At 56.7% G+C, this 18256-nt stretch carries 20 protein-coding genes; 4 read left to right on the forward strand and 16 right to left on the reverse strand.

Going from position 1 to position 18256, the window contains the following annotated elements; genetic code table 11:
- The 4 genes from gcvPB to SMC3_RS03265 all read left to right on the forward strand — a co-directional run.
- Positions 1-1221, forward strand: a 1221-nt coding sequence (gene gcvPB, locus SMC3_RS03250; protein ID WP_119089820.1) for an aminomethyl-transferring glycine dehydrogenase subunit GcvPB, incomplete at its 5' end; no start/stop codon positions are given.
- 4 nt (positions 1222-1225) lie between these two features.
- A complete protein-coding gene (gene argS, locus SMC3_RS03255) occupies positions 1226-2881 on the forward strand; it encodes an arginine--tRNA ligase (RefSeq protein ID WP_119087336.1) in 1656 nt (551 codons plus the stop codon).
- Between the two features lie 44 nt (positions 2882-2925).
- Positions 2926-3294, forward strand: coding sequence for a 30S ribosome-binding factor RbfA (gene rbfA / locus SMC3_RS03260; RefSeq protein ID WP_119087337.1), 369 nt, complete (start codon positions 2926-2928; stop codon positions 3292-3294).
- A complete protein-coding gene (locus SMC3_RS03265) occupies positions 3291-4292 on the forward strand; it encodes a DHH family phosphoesterase (RefSeq protein WP_119087338.1) in 1002 nt (333 codons plus the stop codon). The genes rbfA and SMC3_RS03265 overlap by 4 nt, the downstream gene beginning before the upstream one ends.
- Positions 4293-4365: 73 nt before the next feature.
- On the opposite strand, the gene SMC3_RS03270 is transcribed toward SMC3_RS03265, so the two are convergent.
- From SMC3_RS03270 to SMC3_RS03345, 16 genes are all read right to left on the reverse strand, one after another.
- Positions 4366-6213 carry a TIGR03960 family B12-binding radical SAM protein gene (locus SMC3_RS03270; protein ID WP_119089821.1) on the reverse strand — a complete coding sequence of 616 codons (1848 nt, stop codon included), beginning with the start codon at positions 6211-6213 and terminating at the stop codon, positions 4366-4368.
- Between the two features lies 1 nt (position 6214).
- Positions 6215-7324: an FtsW/RodA/SpoVE family cell cycle protein gene (locus tag SMC3_RS03275; protein ID WP_119087340.1), complete on the reverse strand. Its 1110-nt coding sequence runs from the start codon at positions 7322-7324 to the stop codon at positions 6215-6217.
- 9 nt (positions 7325-7333) lie between these two features.
- Positions 7334-7963: a septum site-determining protein MinC gene (locus tag SMC3_RS03280; protein WP_119087341.1), complete on the reverse strand. Its 630-nt coding sequence runs from the start codon at positions 7961-7963 to the stop codon at positions 7334-7336.
- Positions 7950-9728, reverse strand: a complete 1779-nt coding sequence (gene mrdA, locus SMC3_RS03285; RefSeq protein ID WP_119089822.1) for a penicillin-binding protein 2 — start codon at positions 9726-9728, stop codon at positions 7950-7952. Before mrdA ends, SMC3_RS03280 begins: the two co-directional genes overlap by 14 nt.
- Positions 9721-10206: a hypothetical protein gene (locus SMC3_RS03290; protein ID WP_119087343.1), complete on the reverse strand. Its 486-nt coding sequence runs from the start codon at positions 10204-10206 to the stop codon at positions 9721-9723. The genes mrdA and SMC3_RS03290 overlap by 8 nt, the downstream gene beginning before the upstream one ends.
- On the reverse strand, positions 10203-11036 hold the full coding sequence (mreC, locus tag SMC3_RS03295) for a rod shape-determining protein MreC (protein WP_119087344.1): 834 nt from the start codon (positions 11034-11036) through the stop codon (positions 10203-10205). Before mreC ends, SMC3_RS03290 begins: the two co-directional genes overlap by 4 nt.
- 3 nt (positions 11037-11039) lie before the next feature.
- Positions 11040-12044: a rod shape-determining protein gene (locus SMC3_RS03300; protein WP_119089823.1), complete on the reverse strand. Its 1005-nt coding sequence runs from the start codon at positions 12042-12044 to the stop codon at positions 11040-11042.
- Between the two features lie 3 nt (positions 12045-12047).
- Complete coding sequence (locus SMC3_RS03305) at positions 12048-12620, reverse strand: Maf family protein (RefSeq protein ID WP_119087346.1); 573 nt, start codon at positions 12618-12620, stop codon at positions 12048-12050.
- Positions 12617-12859, reverse strand: coding sequence for a hypothetical protein (locus tag SMC3_RS03310; RefSeq protein ID WP_119087347.1), 243 nt, complete (start codon positions 12857-12859; stop codon positions 12617-12619). Before SMC3_RS03310 ends, SMC3_RS03305 begins: the two co-directional genes overlap by 4 nt.
- Positions 12856-13452 carry a Gx transporter family protein gene (locus SMC3_RS03315; protein WP_165848305.1) on the reverse strand — a complete coding sequence of 199 codons (597 nt, stop codon included), beginning with the start codon at positions 13450-13452 and terminating at the stop codon, positions 12856-12858. The genes SMC3_RS03310 and SMC3_RS03315 overlap by 4 nt, the downstream gene beginning before the upstream one ends.
- Entirely contained in the window at positions 13385-13756 is a 372-nt protein-coding gene (locus SMC3_RS03320) for a NusG domain II-containing protein (protein WP_119087349.1), read from the reverse strand. Before SMC3_RS03320 ends, SMC3_RS03315 begins: the two co-directional genes overlap by 68 nt.
- On the reverse strand, positions 13753-14778 hold the full coding sequence (locus SMC3_RS03325) for an FAD:protein FMN transferase (protein WP_165846539.1): 1026 nt from the start codon (positions 14776-14778) through the stop codon (positions 13753-13755). Before SMC3_RS03325 ends, SMC3_RS03320 begins: the two co-directional genes overlap by 4 nt.
- The gene (locus SMC3_RS03330) at positions 14775-15674 is read right to left on the reverse strand and encodes a radical SAM protein (protein WP_119087351.1); all 900 of its coding nucleotides are present in this window, start codon (positions 15672-15674) and stop codon (positions 14775-14777) included. Before SMC3_RS03330 ends, SMC3_RS03325 begins: the two co-directional genes overlap by 4 nt.
- A 155-nt stretch (positions 15675-15829) precedes the next feature.
- Complete coding sequence (locus tag SMC3_RS03335; RefSeq protein ID WP_119087352.1) at positions 15830-16408, reverse strand: 2-oxoacid:acceptor oxidoreductase family protein; 579 nt, start codon at positions 16406-16408, stop codon at positions 15830-15832.
- 1 nt (position 16409) lies between these two features.
- Complete coding sequence (locus tag SMC3_RS03340; protein WP_119089824.1) at positions 16410-17204, reverse strand: thiamine pyrophosphate-dependent enzyme; 795 nt, start codon at positions 17202-17204, stop codon at positions 16410-16412.
- Positions 17201-18256: 2-oxoacid:acceptor oxidoreductase subunit alpha (locus SMC3_RS03345; RefSeq protein WP_119089825.1), on the reverse strand; the 1056-nt coding region annotated here is incomplete at its 5' end. The genes SMC3_RS03340 and SMC3_RS03345, both read right to left, overlap by 4 nt.

The raw sequence follows: 18256 nt of genomic DNA on the forward strand, positions 1-18256 counted from the left end.
CCCAAGATCAACGAGCGAATGGCCGCTGATCCAAGGCTGACTGTGCGTCACCCACTGGATGATCCCACAGACAACCAGGGCATCCTGCAAATGGAATTCGAGCTGAAGGAGTCTCTGCAGGAGATCACCGGTATGGACGACTTCACGCTGCAGCCCGCATGCGGCGCCCATGGTGAGCTCACTGGCATGCTCATTATCCATGCCTACATGCGTGACCACGATGCCAAGCGCACGAAAGTGCTGATCCCCGATTCTGCTCATGGAACAAATCCTGCGTCGGCATCGATGGCAGGATTCCAGGTCGTGACCGTTCCCTCCAACGAGCGAGGCGGGGTCGACATGGATGCTTTGGGCAAACTCATGGACGATACGGTGGCGGCCATCATGCTGACCAACCCGAACACCGTGGGGCTGTTCGAGGAGAACATCACGCAGATTGCCGAACTCGTGCATGCTCGCGGAGGTCTGCTGTACTACGATGGGGCAAACCTTAATGCTCTCATGGGACTCATTCGTCCAGGGGATCTTGGGTTCGATGTGGTTCATCTGAACCTCCACAAGACATTCGCCACCCCACATGGCGGTGGAGGTCCGGGCGCTGCCCCTGTGGGCGTCAAGAAACTGCTGGCTGACTACCTTCCGATCCCCGTGGTTGTGTGCAGAGACGGTCAGTACACCCTGGATGAGAACAGGCTGCATACGATCGGCCGCATGTCGGGATTCTATGGCAATACCGCCGTGCTGGCCCGTGCCTACGTGTACATCAAAATGATGGGTCGGGACGGTCTTCTGGCGACAAGCCGGGCGGCAGTCATCAACGCGAACTATGTCAAGGCATTACTGAGCCCGTATTTCCCGCCTGCCTACGACAGGCCTGTCATGCACGAAACGGTTCTGAGTGCAAAGGGCTACGACAAGTATGGCGTGACTTTGCTCGACATCGCCAAGCGTCTCATGGATTATGGGTATCATCCCCCAACGATTTACTTCCCGCACTTCCCGCCGTATGCAGAAGAGGTCATGATGGTCGAGCCGACAGAGAGCGAGAGCAAGGAGACGATGGACTCGTTCTGCGACGCACTCATCAAGATCAGCCAGGAAGCGAAAGAGAACCCAGACCTCCTGCTGTCTGCTCCACACGATACAGTGGTGACCCGTGTCAATGAGACGTATGCAGCTCGTCACCTGGTCACGAGTCATCGTGACAAGAAAGGAACTTGACTGAGTGCTGAACCTTCGTGAGACAATAGACCGGCAGGTCGGCCTCGCGCTCAGGGACCTCCTCTCTGCGGAGGAGGCCCCTCTTGCATGTTGCTCGCTGTCCCGCCCCGGCTTTCTCGATTACACGCTCTCGCTTCCCATGAAATTGGCCAGGACACGGCACAGTGCCCCCCTCGTCATTGCACAGGAACTGCAACCTACTGTCGCAGGCATAGCCTGTGCCGGGCTCACGGAGGCAGTCGCCCCCGGATATATCAACATCCAGCTTTCGGATTCGTTTGTGGCCGATCAGCTGAGCTCAATGCTTGGTATAGAGCCTGCCGTGCTGCTTCAGAAGGAAGCGAACGGCCAGAAGATCGAAGTAGAGTTCGTGAGTGCCAACCCGACCGGACCACTGCACGTGGGCAACGGACGCGGAGCAGCGCTCGGATCGGTTCTTGCCACACTTCTGGAGACCCAGGGATATGATGTGGACCGTGAGTACTACGTCAATGACTATGGGTCGAAGATGAAGCTCTTCACGGAGTCGATTGCGCATTACCTGTTTCCAATGCTGGGGCTGGAACATGCTATGCCCGATGAAGGTTATCAAGGGGCATATGTGCCGGATCTGGCGCAAGCCATCTACGACCGAAAGGGGTCGGAGTTGCGTTCTCAGCTTGATGAACAGCGCCTTGCTGCCATAGAAGAAGACGGGAAGGAACTTGTGCTGGCGTCGATTCGCCAGGCACTGGAAGAAATGGGCGTCTCATTCGATACCTGGTTCTCGGAACGATACCTCATCGAGAATGGATGGAATGATCGCGTTCTTCAGCAGTTTCGGGCTCGAGGTATTATCTATGAGAAGGATGACGCTGTCTGGTTGCGCTCGACGGATTTCGGTGACGACAAGGATCGGGTACTCGTACGGCGTGATGGAGAGCCGACCTATACACTTACCGACGCGGCCTACCACTTCAACAAGTTCCAGCGAGGGTACGTCAAGAGCATCGACGTCTTTGGTGCGGATCATATAGGCCATATCGTACCCATGCAGGCTCTCATGAAGAGTCTCGGACTCCCAGATGACTTCCTGGAGGTCATCATCTACCAGATCGTACACTTCCTGCGCGGTGGACAGCGCATCGTTCTGTCCAAACAGACAGGCGAGATCATCGAGCTGGCTGAGCTCGTACGCGAGGTGGGCAAGGACCAGGCGCGTGTTTTCTTCCTCCTTTCGTCGGCTGACTCTGAGCTGGAGTTCGACCTTGAGGTTGCCAAAGAGAAATCTCTCGACAACCCGGCATATTATCTCAAATACACATATGCCAGGCTTTGCAGTGTGGAACGCCAGGCACGCGGCATCGGAGCTGTTGTTCCTCCTGTGGCAAGCCCGGCTGACGTTGCACGGCTGAAGACTCCTGAGGACCGTGACTTGTTGAAGTGTCTTCTAAAGGCACAGGATGAGGTTGATGACGCCGCAAGGACGAGGCAGCCCCATCGGATCCTGTATCTTGCAAGCGAGCTTGCCAAGGCGGTCAACGCATTCTATCAAAAAGAAAAGGTCATCCAGGAAGACACAGGTCTGGCACAGGCCCGCATGCTGCTCGTCCTGGTCTCACAGCGTCTCCTGCAGGCGTATGCCCACGTTCTGGGCGTTACTCTCCCCGAATCCATGTAAATGAGCTCTCCGCATCTGTGCGGTGAGCACGAAGTGAGGTATGCATGAAGAATATCCGCAGACTGCGGCTTGAAGCGTTCATACGGCGTAGTGTCGAGGGTCAACTGATTATGATGGACGATCCTGACCTGCGACTCTTGACCGTGACTCGCATTGAGATGTCGAACGATACACGGCTGGCGAAGGTTTACGTTTCGAGTCTGTCGAATGACGAGAGTCGTCAGAAGGCTCTCATGGCTGCCCTGTCCAGGGCATCGGGCAAGTTCCAGCAGAGGTTGGCGGCTGATGTCTCGATGCGCTTCACGCCCCTGCTTTCGTTCCATTTCGATCAAGGATTCGTGAAGGGCACCCAGGTTGTCGAACTGCTTACCCAGCTCGAGAAGAACGAGAAGAAGGATCCCGCGGATTTATGAGGGGAGTTGGCCTCGACGTCATTGCATCGAAGATCCGCGATGCGAGCGATGTCTTTCTTTTCACCCACGAGTTTGCCGATGGCGATGCTCTGGGTTCCATGGTGGCGCTTACACTGTATCTGCAGGCAATGGGCAAGAGGGTTCATGCGTTTGTCCCTGGCAAAATCCAGAGCGTCTACCAGTTTCTCGCAACGGATGAACTGTTGAACACCATGTCCGCCGCCCAAGCCACAGTTCACATTAGCGTCGCGAAGGTGACATGTATCAGCGTGGATGCAGCCGATATCGATCGTCTGGGTGAATGGAAACCTCTATTTCTCTCCGGAGTAGAGCGTCTGGTGATTGACCACCACGACACGAATGCAGGCTTTGGCGAGGTGTTTGCCGTGGATGGTTCGGCCAGTTCGTGCTGCGAGATTCTTTTCGACTTGTTCAATGTCATCAACCCCCACCTCATCGACGCAAGGATTGCCTCCGCCCTGTATAGCGGTCTGGTTGCGGACACTGGGTCATTCCAGTACGCCAATACCAAGGCTCTCTCCCTGGTGCACGGAGCTCAGCTCATCGAACTGGGGGCGTCGCCGGATGCGATCTCTCGCAGCATCTACGAATCCAGGCCATATGGAAGTCTGAGGCTTATGGCTGCTTCTGTAGTAGCGTCGCGCCTCATGTATGGGGGGCAGGTGGTCGTATCTTACGTGACCCGGAACATGCTTGCTGATTCGGGCGCGCTGGACGAAGACACGGAAGGGATCACGGACGAATTGCGGCGTATTGCTGATACCAAGGCGGTCGTCCTCTTCAAAGAGGCATCAGATGGCTCGATCAAGGTGAGCCTCCGCGGGAAGTATGGGTTCGACGTCAAGCGCATAGCAACTGCGTTCGGTGGCGGAGGTCACTTGCTGGCCGCCGGCTGCACGATCACAAGCAAGCTCAGCAAAGCCGAAGAGCGCATCCTCGCCGAGCTGGACAGATATCTGGGGCCTTCCAGAATCTGAAACCCCTGTTAGTATCGTAGACTGCCCACAGGTGATACATGGTATCACCTGTGGGCAGCTTGATAATATTGTGTCAAGGGTTTTTGGCGTTGATGAGCGCTGAGGTCGGACAGGGATTCAGATACTCCTGGATGCCGCACGCATGACAACCCGTCTCACGGCATGTGGGGAGACGTTCGCCCTTCTCTGCGGACAGGTATTCCTCGCAGAGGAAGTCTGTCGAGACTCCCGCATCGATGACCTGCCACGGCAGCTCGCTCTGCAGAGGAATACTGCGATACAGGAAGTCGGCGGGGTCAAGGCCTGAGGCGGCAATGGTCTGCTGCCACACGTCGAAATTGAAAGACTCGTGCCAGGCATCGAATTTGGCCCCGTTCTTCCAGGCGGTCTCGATGACGTTGCCGACTCTGCGGTCGCCACGGCTGAGGAATCCCTCGAGGAAGGAAATACGTGGGTCGCCAAACTGGATATGGAGCTTGCCCTTGAAGGCCCTGAAGCCAGTGCGGAGATGGTCGATCTTGGCGTTGTAAGACTCAGGCGTATCCTGGGCGCACCATTGAAAAGGAGTATCGGGGCGAGGCACGAACGGATTGATGCTGAGATTGAGGGCGATGTCCCTGCGGAAACCCTTGCCAAAGGTGTAGATGCGGTCCACCAGGTCGACCATGGCATCGAGATCTTGCTCCGTCTCGGTCGGAAGGCCAAACATGAAGTAGAACTTGACGAGATGCCAGCCTTTCCCGAAGACAGTCCGCAGCGTTTCAAAGATCGATTCTTCTGTGATGTTCTTGTTGATGACATCGCGGAGGCGCTGGCTGCCGGCTTCGATGGCAAACGTCAACGAGCCTTCGCGTGTTTGCTTGATCTCGTCTGCGAGATAGCCAGGGAAGTTCTCCATGCGGAGTGACGGGAACGAAATGGACACCTTGTGCTCTTCTCTGTACGCGCGTACGAGCTGAACCAGCCCGGGCAGGTCACTGTAGTCGGTGCTGCTCAGAGATAGCAATCCAACTTCTTCGTAGCCGGTGTTGGCGACGAGTTGCTCGAGCTGCTTCTGGATGGATGCCAGCGATCGCTCTCGGGTGGGACGATAAGAAATGCCGGCCTCGCAGAAGCGACAGCCTCGCACACATCCACGAAACAGTTCGATGACACCCCGGTCATGGACGAGTTCGCGATACGGGACAATCGGGCTGACAGGAGCAAATGCATCGTCGAGGCTCTCGACAATCCGCCTGCGCACAATAGCGGGAACTCCCGATGAAATGGGTTCGGCGATAACATACGGTGCATCATTGAGGGCTGGGCGTGTCTTGTACAGGGATGGGACATAAACGCCCTCGACATTGCGCGCCAGTGTTTCCAGTGCATCGTGACGGCTTGCTCCAGCTGCGCGCGATGCGGCAAGGTTTCGCACAATCTCTGGAAAGAGGTCTTCGCCATCGCCAATACCGAATGCGTCCACAAAGGGAGACATGGGTTCGGGATTGAATGTGCAACTGCCACCTGCAATGATGATCGGCCACTCGCTCCGGTCCTCCGACCGCACGGGGAGCCTGGCCAGGTCAAGCATGTTGAGCAGGTTCGTATAAGTGAGTTCTGTACCGAGGCTGAAGGCAATGACGTCGAACGAGCCCATCGGCTGGCGGCTTTCGAGAGAAAACAAGGGCACTTCGTACTGTTTGAGCCATGCCTCGAGATCGTGAAATGGGGCGAACACGCGTTCTACAACGACGTTGTCGATGGTGTTGAGAAGGTGATAGAGGATCTGGATGCCGTGCGACGACATACCGACCTCGTAGAGGTCCGGGTAGCTGAGCGCGACGCGAAAACGACCCCCCCAGTCCTTGTGGACGGCGTTGAGCTCGTTCCCTGCGTATCGCGAAGGGCCTTCGAAACGTTCGAGAGAGTGCATGTCCATGTTAGAACCTCAATTCGTCGCGCACGCGGTAGACGCTGACGACAATGGAAGCGGCCATAACTTGTGTGAACAGAGATGATCCGCCATAGCTGATAAACGGCAGCGGGATGCCGGTGACGGGCGAGAGCCCGATGGTCATGCCCATGTTTACGGCGGCCTGCAGGAACCACATAGCTCCTATACCCACGACGATATAACGGGCAAAGTCGTCAGTCAGCGATCGAAAGACGAGGAACGTTGACCAGAGGAGCATGACGAAGAGGAGAACCAGCAGTGCACAGCCGGCGAATCCAAACAATTCTCCAACGAGAGAGAAGACGAAGTCAGCATACTGTACGGGCACGAACGAGAGAGGAGCCTGGGTACTTCCTTTGATGCCACGCCCCCAGAGTCCGCCGGATCCAGTGGCTACGATGGACTGGATGACATTGTAGCCGTTGCCGAGTGGGTCTGCCTGTGGGTTCAGGAAGGTCTCGATCCGTGTACGCTGATACGGCCTGAGGCCAAGCCACACACCGCCTCCCACAAGTGCCAGGACAAGCCCCAGAACCAGGAGCTGGCGGCCGGTGAGCCGGAAATGGACCAGCATGATGACGGATATCCCAAGCAGGAGGCTGGCGGATCCCAGGTCCGGTTCTTTTTCGACGAGAAGAACGGACGGTATGACCGCAGCAATAACAAGGAGGATCTTCAGGCCTATGGTGAGCCTTTTCTGGGGCAACGTCAGGATCAACGCGACAATGAGAATAATCACCAGTTTCTGTATCTCACTCGGCTGGAGGCCAGACGACCCTGCGACAGGGATCCATCGTCGGGACCCGTATGCACCGGTCCCGAAGAACAGCACTGCTATAAGCAGCCCCGTTCCTATGACGTATGCCGGGATCGTGAGATACCGCAAAACCCGGTAGTTCACGAATTGCAGCATGACAGCTATGATCAGGCTCAGGCCGAGCAGCAGGAGTGTCTTCTGGAAATAAGAGTAGTAACTCCCGAAGTGACCCAATGTGTACCGCTCCGCAAGGCTCGCGACATAGAAGGTCGCCAGGCCGAACCCGATGAGGAGCACGACACTTATGATGAAGAACAGCGGCAGGCGATGGAACTTCACTGGGTATCTCTATTCGAGAAAGCGTGTTTCAACATTCAGCCGGCCCTGGACGGCGCTCACTACGTAGTAATGGCTCCGTATGCCTGCTGGGGTCAAGTGAAGGATGGCGCTCGCGCTGCCGACGGCAAGTGAAGCGCCACCAGCCACCTCGAGGCACGTAATGACCGCGTTCTGGATTCCCTGGGTACCGGCCAGGACGGTTCCCCTGATGGCGCCGAACACGAAACATGAACGCATCGTCTCAATGCGTGATCCCTCGAGAACACAGCCGACCACGACGACGTCCTTCGTCGTCTGGATGACTTCGCCCCTGATCAGGTCACGCGCAATGATCAAGGCTGTCTCAGACGGAGGGGCGTTCTTCTTCGATTCCCGTATGCGGTAATTGGTTATGCCGAGGTTGTCGCCCACGACTTTCCGCAGATCCTTTTCCAGTTTGGCCAGCGTCTTGAGGCCACATGCCCGGTTCTGGAGGTCGACCTGGAGCTTAAGTTGAGGAAGGATATGGTGCTGGGCGGCCGCCTGTATGAGGAGCACATGCTCGGCTTCCTTCCACTTTGCCTTGGGGTTGACAAGTGCCAGGATTTCCGTTTGGTTCCCCTTGAACACGACGGTGTTTGTTGGACTAATTGCTGCCATTTTTCCCTCCGTACAGATTAAAGTACTGCTGCAACATGTCGTGAAGAAGTGGAGCCATGCTGGTACTGCGCTGGTAGGGCGAGTCTTCGTACATGAGGAGGACCGCCACCGTGGGATTGTCCATCGGTGCAAATGCTACCATCCACGTATCGTACACATTCAGCGTACCGGTTTCGGCCGTGCCGGTCTTGGCACAGATCTTGATGTTCCCGACCTGAATGCGCGCATCCCCTCCGGTCTTTGAAACGAGATAGAGGCCCTGTCTCACAGCTGTCAGCGTTGCGGTGCTGACGCCTAGCGTGCTCTGGACAACTGGCGTCGTCTGCGTCTCTGCTTTGGTGACTGGGTCGACCGAAGCCTTCAGGAGATGAGGGCGCCAAAGGGTCCCCATCATCGCGATCGAGCTGTAGATGGAGATGTTACGTATCGGCGTCTCGAGCACGTACCCCTGGCCGATGCCCATGTTCATCGTATCTCCGTCGTACCACGCCTGTTTGTACTTGCTGAGCTTCCATTGCGGTGTCGGGACGAAACCGGTCGCCTCGCCAGGAAGGTCGACGGCGGTGAGCTTGTCAATGCCATACTTGTGGGCGTACGTGTCCATCGATTCGATGCCGGTGAGGCGGGCAACCGTATAGAAGTAGCTGTCGCAGGAGTCGGCATAAGCCTTGTAGATGTCTTCGTTGCCGTGACGGCCCGGCCAGATCCAGCACTTGAACAGTCGTCCTCCGACCGTCAACCCTCCACCACAATAAATGATACTTCGGTCCGTAATGGTGTGCGTTTCCAGTCCGGCCGTTCCGGTGACGACTTTGAATGTGCTTGCCGGAGGGAACGTTCCTGCGATAGCCCGGTCGAACAGAGACCCTCTGGCGGACCACGTTTTCCAGTCCTGACTCGAGATTCCGGAAATGAACTTGTTCGGATCGAACGTGGGAGCGCTTGCCAGCGCAAGAAGCTCGCCGTTGCGCGGGTCCATGATGATTGCTGCGCCCTGGTTGTTGCCGAGAAGCTTCTCACACATTTTCTGCAAGCGGACATCGATGGTCAGGATAATGCTCTTTCCAGGCACAGCGGGCTTTTCCTGCAGCGTCTTCACAGCCTTACCGCCGGCGTCGACTTCGATCAGTTTCTGACTCTTCTGGCCCCGCAGCAGCGACTCGTATTGCTGTTCGACGCCTTCCTTGCCGATCGTGTCCTTCATGACGTAGCCCTTAGTTTGCAGCGCCTGGAGCTCAGTATCGCCTATTTCACCTGTATACCCGAGGACATGTGCCGCCAGGGTTCCCTGGGGATAGGATCTCTTGGTCGACATGATGAGTTGGATGCCAGGCAGGTCTGGTTCCTGTTCCGCAAGCTTCAATGCAACGACCTTGCTGACGTTGCGAACGACGGTGATAGGTGTATAGGGCCCGACGCCGGCTTTCTTGACTGTGTCCTTGAGAGTCTGAAGCTTCGCGCCTGTCAGCTGAGCTACGACACCCAACTCCTGGTTGGAGTTCTTGAGGTCATAGGTCGTCACGACGATGTCGAATGATGGAACGTCGGTTGCGAGAATGACCCCGTTCCTGTCGCGGATTTCGCCCCGCGGAGCATCTGTGCTGATGATGCGCAGGCGGTTGTCTTCCGCGACTCCTGCATAATAGGTGCCTTTGACGACCTGCAGAAAGTAAAGGCGAGCCACGATGCCCAATAAGATCACCGTGAAGAGAATGGTGACTGCAAGGAATCGCCGGGTTTGCCGGAATCGTTGAAGCTTATCCATGATTCTGCTCGAGAGGCGAACGCCTGACCAGATACCGGGACCCCACAAGTCCTGTGACGGCTGCTGCGCCGCAGTACCACAATAGGGCTATGAGACTGGGAGCAGTGTTGCCTCTGGTGAGGAAGGCGAGAACGAGTGCCGTGACCGCATAAGCGCCCGTGAAGGCTATGCGGGCGAGGCTAGGTGCAAGTTGTTCGATGTAGGGCGAGGCGCCGACGACCAACAGCAGTAGCAGGGCAGTGGGCAGCGCCTGCGACTGGCTGAAGTACGACAGGAGGAGTACATTGAAAAGTCCAGCAGCAACACCAAAGGGAGCGGGATGGCGTACGCTGTAGTAGAAGACGATAGCCGCTGCCACGAGGAAGCCAAAGGCTCCCGCGCCCGGGGTGTGCAACGTGATGCTGCAGAACAACGCAAACACGAATGTCTCCATGGCCAGAACCCCTGTCAAGACGGCATACTGCTGTTTCGAATTCATTTCGAGTTCTGCGTCACAAGAAGGTAACGTGTCGCCCAGACGGCTGCAAATGGGCGCAGGACGAGGCGTGTCGTGGTGCCGGTGGTCAACGCGTCCACTCTGCCGATAGGGATGTTGGGAGGAAAGATTCCTGAGCTGCTGGAAGTGACGACGATATCACCCGATTGGAACTGGGGCAGTGGTGAGACGTATGATAAATCACAGTACTCTCCATTGGTGCCCTTGACGAGCACGTCCTCTCCGGTGCGCCGGTTGATGCCGGAGATGACGCACCTGCTATCCAGCAGTGGGATCACTGTCGCATTGGACTTGAATACGCCCCGGACTTTGCCATACACGTAGACTTGGTTGGTTGAGTCTGCGACCAATACTCCAGCACCGTCGGCTACCCCGAGGGCCGTTCCGTGGTCTATGAACACGTCCATGGAGTTCAAACCAATTGCCCTTCCCGTCACTTGGGCAAGAACACTCTTGACCGGCAACTGTTGCTGGATCGCTAACTGTGCTTGCAGCCGTTTCAATTCATCGTGATCGCTGAGAACGAGGCGCAGACGAGCATCGAGATACTGGTTCTCGCTGCGGAGGGTCTCGTTCTCAGCGTAGATGCCTCGGGCAAACAGCAGAGATTGACCGTATGCGGCCACACTGTCGCTTGCTGCCGAGACAGCCCCGCCAAGCGTCCGGACAACGCGTTGAACCCCGCTGAATGCAAGGTTTCCGAGCGTAACGCCATAAGACGCCAGTCCGATGACGGTTGCCAGCGCGAGAAACAGCGCTATGAACAGCAGGCTAGTGGACCTGCGGGTAGGCTTCCGTACCGGACCGGGCATTCGTTATATCAAAACCTCGTGCAGCAAATCGTAGTTCTCGAGGACCTTGCCTGCGCCCTTGGCGACACACTGCAATGGGTCCTCTGCGATACTGACAAGAATACCCGTACGGGTGGAGATAAATTTGTCAAAGCCCATGATAAGTGCGCCGCCGCCCGAAAGCATGATACCGCTGTCGATAATGTCCGCTGAGAGTTCAGGCGGGGTCAGCTCAAGTGCCGACTTGATCGTCGCGAGAATCTGCTCCAAAGGTTCCTTGAGTGCGTCGCGAATCTCCTCGCTCGTGACCTCGACCGATTTTGGCAAGCCGTTGATCAAGTCTCTGCCCCGAACTTCATAGGTTCTCTCGCTTTCGAGCGGGTAGGCGGAGCCAATGGCGAGTTTGACTTCTTCGGCCGTCACATCTCCGATGAGCAAATTGTAACGGCGGCGGATATGCGTCGCTATCGCTTCCGTCATCTCGTCACCCGCAATGCGCAGTGACCGCGATGTGACGATGCCCTTCATCGAGATGACCGCGACCTCGGCCGTACCACCTCCGACATCGACGATCATGACTCCACGAGCATCAGAGACGGGGAGGTCGGCGCCGATGGCGGCGGCCATGGGTTCCTGGATAAGCTTTGCCTCTCTCGCGCCGGCGTTGAGGGCTGCGTCGATGACGGCCTTCATCTCAACCTGGGTGATGCCGGACGGGATCCCGACAAGCACGCGTGGACGAGCAAAGAGACCTGTTCCAGACGCTTTTCGGATGAAGTATTCAAGAAGCTTCTCGGTTACCGTGAAGTCTGCTATGACACCGTCCCTCAGGGGACGTGTCACGGTAATCGACTGGGGCGTGCGTCCTGCCATCTTCTTGGCGTCGTCGCCGACAGCAAGCACGGTGCCGGTCTTGGCATCGGTCGCCACGATGGTGGGCTCGCGAATGACGACACCCTTGTTTTTGACGTATACAACTGTGTTCGCAGTACCAAGGTCTATTGCCAGGTCTTTTGAGAAAAATGCCACGACTTACCTCCTCATATCAACATGCAACTCAATGCAGAGCGCATGAAAATCACTCATCGTGAAACCGATGATCGTGTCCATTGGTCCCTCAGTTCGTTCGATGAAACTTGCTGCCAGCCCTTGAACGGCGTACGCTCCTGCCTTGTCGCGGTACTCGGGATTGTCGAAGTAGGCTTGCCGCTCGCTTTCGCTCAAGTGTCTCATGAATACATGCGTTATGGACGTTCTGGTTGCCGTTGCCTTTCCAGGTACAAGCACGGCCGCCATGGCGGTAATAACGCGGTGCTCCCGTCCTTCGAGCAACGCGAGCATATCACGGGCTTGAGCTTCGTCGAGCGGCTTTCCGAGGATTCGACCGTCACAGGCGACGACGGTGTCGGCGCCAATGACAAGTCCTGCATCCACATGATCACTTCCCGATTTTGCTTTTGCCAGTGCGTTCTGTGCTGCACAGTTCTCAGGTGCAGCGTCCAGCATGACTTCGTCCACATCAGCCTTCACGATCGAGAATGGTATACCCCAGTCGGCGAGCATGTGAGCCCTGCGTGGCGAGCTCGAGGCCAGGTAAAGCTTCATACGAGCGTGGAGAAGAAAAGAAAAAGCAGAGCAAGTCCAACGGTCCCAATGTTCATGTTGAACGTGAAACCTAGTCGAAGCTCCATGAAGCCAAGTTGAAGTGTGAAGTCAGGAACGCCGAAATGGAGGCCTGCCCTCATGAAGGGGTAGTACGCGCCCAATACTTCGCCGAGCACGGACCCCAGGATGGCCCCCGCAATCACAAAAGCTATTGATATCGTTCGTTCTTTTCTTCTCACCGCTGCTCCACTGGTACACTGCCATGAAGGGCTCGGTCGAGTCGAGACAGAACGGCGAGTGAAAGACCACCGATCAGGTATCCGGCCGCTCCGCCCGCCACCACCAGCGCCGGCAGATAATACCATAGTGTACCCACAGTATTGGTAATCAACAAGAGCAGGTATTGCGACACATTGTTACAGATGCCCCCTACGGTACTTACGGTCGGCAATCCGATGTGCTTTCCGAACGCCTTTTTCAGGAGGACCATGACGATGACTGCGCCAAGGCTGCCACCAAAAGATAGCAGTGACGTGATGGTCATGAGATTTCCCTTCATGATCCCCGTGACGAGGACACGCAGGACCACGAGTGCGATAGTAGCGAGAGCTCCGTACATCTCCAGGCACAGCATCGTGCTTATCTGAGACAGGCCCAGCTTGGCGCCCGGCAGGAATGGGAGCGGAGGGTCGAAGTAGTTGATGACAATAGCAACGGCGGCTAGCAGTGCGAATCGCAGGGTAGCCTGCGTTGTACGGCTCTTTCTATTGGGCGAGAGCATCGATGCCGGTTCCTTTTCCTTCGACGGTAATGACCATGTGGTTGGGAACACAGATGACCTGGTCACCGGGGCTGCGGGCTGGAATGGTATGCACGCAGATCTGGTCCGGGCAGGTCGCCTCCGCGACTCGGATGGAGCCCTTGCCGTCAGCTACGATGACGAGCGGTCCCAGCACACCTGTAATGTGCAATGTTTGTGGCTCGAGTGACGTCAGGTCCACGGTCGCCACGACCTTATCGTTCACTCGGACGACGGCCACCGCACCCCGTGTGCGGTGCATGACGATCCAGGAGACGATAGTAAGCATCAGGGCGATGAGGATCACTACCCCGACAATGCGGTCGCTCCGCTTCATTGCGCAGTCGTGGACACGAAGGTGATCGGGCCCAGTGTGGACCGAGTTCCTGCAGCGTCGACAATGACGACACCGACCACTCCCTGCCCCTGTACTGTCTGGAAGAGAGAGCGCTGAGACCCCGCCGGTGAGCAGAAGAACACTTTACCGAGAGCGTCGCCGATGGCTCCGTGCATGGGTTGGATGTCTGTGATGATTGTCGCGCTCCGATTGAGGGTTCCAGGATAGCCCGTCGACGGATCGATGATGTGACAGTATCTCTTGCCATCCCGCTCGAAATAGCGTTCGTAATCGCCGGACGTGGCCACGAAGGCATCGTCAGATCGAACGTAGCCGATGATCCCCTGACCGCGTGGATCGCGAATGCCGACCTTCCAGTCGTGCTTCTTGCCGCCGCTATACAGCAGGAGGTTGCCGCCAAAATCGACGATCACCTGCTGGGGTTGGGGTTTGACGGTTTTGAGGTACTCCTCCATGACGTCTAGCGAGTAACCCTTGGCGACACCGCCCAAGTCGATGCGGGACCGGGAGTCCCGAAGCTGCACAGTGGTACCCGAGAGCACGAGCTGATCTGAGTGAGAATAGGCTAGCGTATCTGATATCTCCTTTGCAGAAGGGACCCTGAAATCTTTGGTCGTAAAGCCCCACAGCGACGACAGGGGCGAGATCGCTATGTCGAACGTCCTGCCATGGTCGATGGCCTCCACAGCCACGGCAGTTTTCAGGAGTGCTGCATATTCCGGCGAGACGGACACCGACCCTTTGCCGGCGGCTGCGTTTACGCGAACCGTCTGAGACTCGGCCTTGTAGTAGCTGGTCATGCTGTCGACGTCGGATGCCAGAGCATGGAGATGCTCATTGATTGTGGCAGCATCACCTCCGGTAGTCTTGACGGTGAAAACCGTGTCCATGAGAAAGTATGTGGACGTGACCGGTTCAGGTGATGTGCGCAAGGCGAAGAAGGTCGTCAGTCCTGCTCCGGCGATGATCAGCGCCACAATCGGAGCAATTGCCTTTCTCATGGCATCTTCTTGTCGAGTGTCAATCCAAGGTCCGTTCCGCAATGGCCGCATTTTCCGTCTGTAACGAAGGGTAACTCCAGTGGACGAGTCGTGCGGTCGACGACGACCGAATAGCAGTTGGGACACATCGTATTATTGAAGAAATGCCCATGGCAGTTGCTCAGGTAGACAAAGCCCACGTGTTGTCTTTGCGCAGATTCTACAAGATTTTCGAGAAAAGGCATGCCAGGTCCATGGCGAATTGTGAAACCATGCTCGGGGGCAATGGCCCTGAGATGGAGAGGGATTCCTCTTCGAAGGTCCTGGGCGATCCACGCGAGCATGGCAGAGAATTCCTGTTCCTGGGCTGGAGTTTCCCGTGCAATATCGAGCATGAGTTCGACGTGAATTCCTGCATCGATGGCACGTTCTACAAGGGCTCGGCTGTTCTCCAGGACACCGGCCGGACTTCCTAGCGTCCGATACGTTTCGTCGGCAAAACCCTTGAACCTGACAAGCAGTGCATCTACCGTTCCAGGTGAATCGCGGAGAAGGTCCGCGGTCAACCCGCCGTTCGTTGCTACGACAACCTTTTTGCCTGCTTCGTGAACCTTTCGGGAGCACTCGACGACATTGTCCCAGTGCAGCGAGGGTTCACCGCCGCTCCAGATCACACCGGCGAACCCGGGCTCGCTGCCGAGTTGCTCCACCGCGTCGGCGATCCTGTCAGGGTCGTAGGGCGACCAGTCCGGTGAACGCGCTAGCAGTGGGCGGTCGCAGTACGGACAACGCAGGGGGCATCCAGGCACCTGCAGGACGAGCACCGAATCGCCGAGCAGATAGTGATAGAGGGGCACTTCCTCGATCTCGGAAACATATGGCTGCCCGAGAGGGCTGGAAAACCTGTCAAATCTCATGATTCCTCAGCAACGCAGTGACATCGCATTCCTTGCTTGTGGCCCGTGTGCGAGCAACATAATTGGAACGCCACAAAGGACACCCTTGCGGTGTCCTTTGGCGAACATGAGGTGTGCAAGGTAATCATGGAAACCCCAGGCCGACGATGCAGCCCTCAGATGCGTATGCCGGTCTTGGCTTGAGCTTCGACCATCTCCATGCCAAGATCCAGAGCCTTCATGTTGAGGTCGAGGAACTGCTTTTTGACGTGCATCGCGATTGCCTTGCGGAGTGTCTCAACCTCCACGATGGCCGTCAGACCCTCGATGATACCGAGCAGGACGATGTTGAGTCCAAGCTCGGACTCCAGCCTGCTGATGAGGGTGCTGCGAATGGGAAGGGCCAGCAGGCCCCGGCAGTTCTCCTCGTCCAGGAAGTCAGGAGCCGACATTACTGATGAATCGATGATGACCTTGGTCTTCCGGCTGATCCCTCCGCCATACTGCTTGAGCCCCTCGTTGGTCATTGCTGCGAGCAGATCTGGATCGGTGACTTTAGGATAGGCGATATGTTTGTTCGAGATGACAAGTTCGGCCTTGGTCGTTCCGCCGCGCGCTTCTGCGCCGTAGACCTGACTCTGGGTGACGATCTTCCCTTCCATGATGGCAGCCTCCGCGAGGATGATAGAACCGAGGATGAGCCCCTGCCCGCCACTGCCAGTCATGCGGAGTTCAAAACGGTTGTCGCTACTCATATCAGGTCTGCTCCTTGGGTGCAACCGCACTCACCGGTGCATGGCGCTCGATATTGACGAATTCGCCGATGATGATTTTCCCCGCCAGTTCCTCGGGGGTCTTTTTCTCGGCCACGCTCTTGAGGATCATCCAGTCTTTCTGTGATGTGACCATTTGTCCGGCGCTGCCCTTCTTGTTGAATCGCCCAAAGTATGTAGGGCATTGGGCGACAGCGTCGACAAGAGAGAAGCCGTCATGGGCGATAGCCTTCCTGAGGTGGTCGACAAGATGTTTTGTGAAGTAGATGCCTGAGCGTGCCACATACGTTGCACCGGCACCGGCTGCCAGCTTCGCAAGGTCGAATGGTCGGTCCAGATTGCCGTTCGGGGTCGTCGTCGTGATCGAAGAGCTCGGCGTAAGAGGCGACGCCTGTCCACCGGTCATCCCGTAGTTGTAGTTGTTGAACACCACGACAGTAATATTGACATCCCGTCGTGCGGCATGGATCAGATGGTTGCCGCCGATTGCCGAGCTGTCCCCGTCACCGGTGACCACGATGACCGTAAGGTCCGGATTGGCCAGCTTGATGCCCGTCGCGACTGGAATGGCGCGGCCATGAAGGGTGTGGACATTGTCGAAGGAAGTATATGCCGGTGCGCGTGAAGAGCAACCGATGCCCGACACGAGGACGACCTTGTCGGGATCCAGTTGCAGTTGATCGATTGCCTCGAGGAGCGCATGGAGGACAATGCCGTTCCCGCAACCGGGGCACCAGATGTTGGGCAGTCGTTCGTATCGCAGAAAATCGGATCTCATAGGTTCTCCTCCCGGACGAAGTCAAGGATCTCCTGCGGACTGATAAGGTCGCCATTGATCTTGTTCATGGGTACGACCTTCCGGAAGTCTCCGAATACTCTCTTGACCAGAAGGACGAGTTGACCGGAATTAAGCTCAGGGACAACGATTGTCCTGGCATTGCCGGCAGCCTTGCGGACACGGTCATCGTCGAATGGGAACAGTGTTATGAACCGAAGCGATCCGGCTTTCCGTCCGTGAGAACGAAGCGATTCGACTGCCTCAGTTACTCCGCGGGCGGTGATGCCGAAGCTCATGAACAGGATATCAGCGTCCTCGACGCGGTCGGTCTCGAACTGGATGATGTCGTCGAGGTTGTTGAAGAGTTTGTCGCGGAGGCGCTCGACCAGGGCTTCTGCCACATGACCATTTGCGGTCTGGAAGCCGGATTCATTATGGACAAGGCCCGTGAAGCTGGTATGGAAACCGGTGCCGACATTGGCGATCGTCGGGACCAGTGACTCGTCTGTCTTGTAGGGAAGGTATCCGGCCTTCTCGGTCGGGAGTCTGCGGTCGACAATGGTCGGCAGAATGCTGGTATCGATGGGTTCACGCAGATGAGAGATGGTCTCATCGGACAGGATAATGACGGGATTCCTGTACTTCTCGGCCAGATTGACCGCACGTATGGTCAACTGATAGGACTCCTCGACACTGGAGGGAGAGAGGACAATTACCCAATGGTCACCGTGCGTTCCCCAGCGTGCCTGCATGAGATCCATCTGTGAGACTTTGGTCGCCATGCCTGTCGAAGGTCCATATCGCATGGAGTCCAGAATCACGATGGGCACCTCGACCATGCACGCGTAACCGAGACCTTCCTGCATCAGGGAGAACCCAGGGCCGGATGTCGCGGTCAGCACTTTCTTGCCCGCCATGGATGCTCCGACGATCGCCATGATGCTCGCGATTTCATCTTCCATTTGCATGAACGTTCCGCCTATCTGTGGCATGCGCTTGGCCATGATCTCGGCGATCTCGGAGGATGGCGTGATAGGATATCCGGCATAGAA

This window comes from Candidatus Cryosericum hinesii (genome assembly GCF_003570985.1).
In the GTDB taxonomy this organism is placed as follows: Bacteria; Caldisericota; Caldisericia; order Cryosericales; family Cryosericaceae; genus Cryosericum; species Cryosericum hinesii.

Excerpts from the sequence above, each read along its gene's own strand:
- rbfA (WP_119087337.1), top strand. The coding sequence starts at position 2,926 with ATGAAGAATATCCGCAGACTGCGGCTTGAAGCGTTCATACGGCGTAGT.
- SMC3_RS03265 (WP_119087338.1), top strand. The coding sequence starts at position 3,291 with ATGAGGGGAGTTGGCCTCGACGTCATTGCATCGAAGATCCGCGATGCG.
- SMC3_RS03270 (WP_119089821.1), bottom strand. The coding sequence starts at position 6,213 with ATGGACATGCACTCTCTCGAACGTTTCGAAGGCCCTTCGCGATACGCA.
- SMC3_RS03280 (WP_119087341.1), bottom strand. The coding sequence starts at position 7,963 with ATGGCAGCAATTAGTCCAACAAACACCGTCGTGTTCAAGGGGAACCAA.
- mrdA (WP_119089822.1), bottom strand. The coding sequence starts at position 9,728 with ATGGATAAGCTTCAACGATTCCGGCAAACCCGGCGATTCCTTGCAGTC.
- SMC3_RS03290 (WP_119087343.1), bottom strand. The coding sequence starts at position 10,206 with ATGAATTCGAAACAGCAGTATGCCGTCTTGACAGGGGTTCTGGCCATG.
- mreC (WP_119087344.1), bottom strand. The coding sequence starts at position 11,036 with ATGCCCGGTCCGGTACGGAAGCCTACCCGCAGGTCCACTAGCCTGCTG.
- SMC3_RS03305 (WP_119087346.1), bottom strand. The coding sequence starts at position 12,620 with ATGAAGCTTTACCTGGCCTCGAGCTCGCCACGCAGGGCTCACATGCTC.
- SMC3_RS03320 (WP_119087349.1), bottom strand. The coding sequence starts at position 13,756 with ATGAAGCGGAGCGACCGCATTGTCGGGGTAGTGATCCTCATCGCCCTG.
- SMC3_RS03325 (WP_165846539.1), bottom strand. The coding sequence starts at position 14,778 with ATGAGAAAGGCAATTGCTCCGATTGTGGCGCTGATCATCGCCGGAGCA.
- SMC3_RS03330 (WP_119087351.1), bottom strand. The coding sequence starts at position 15,674 with ATGAGATTTGACAGGTTTTCCAGCCCTCTCGGGCAGCCATATGTTTCC.
- SMC3_RS03335 (WP_119087352.1), bottom strand. The coding sequence starts at position 16,408 with ATGAGTAGCGACAACCGTTTTGAACTCCGCATGACTGGCAGTGGCGGG.
- SMC3_RS03340 (WP_119089824.1), bottom strand. The coding sequence starts at position 17,204 with ATGAGATCCGATTTTCTGCGATACGAACGACTGCCCAACATCTGGTGC.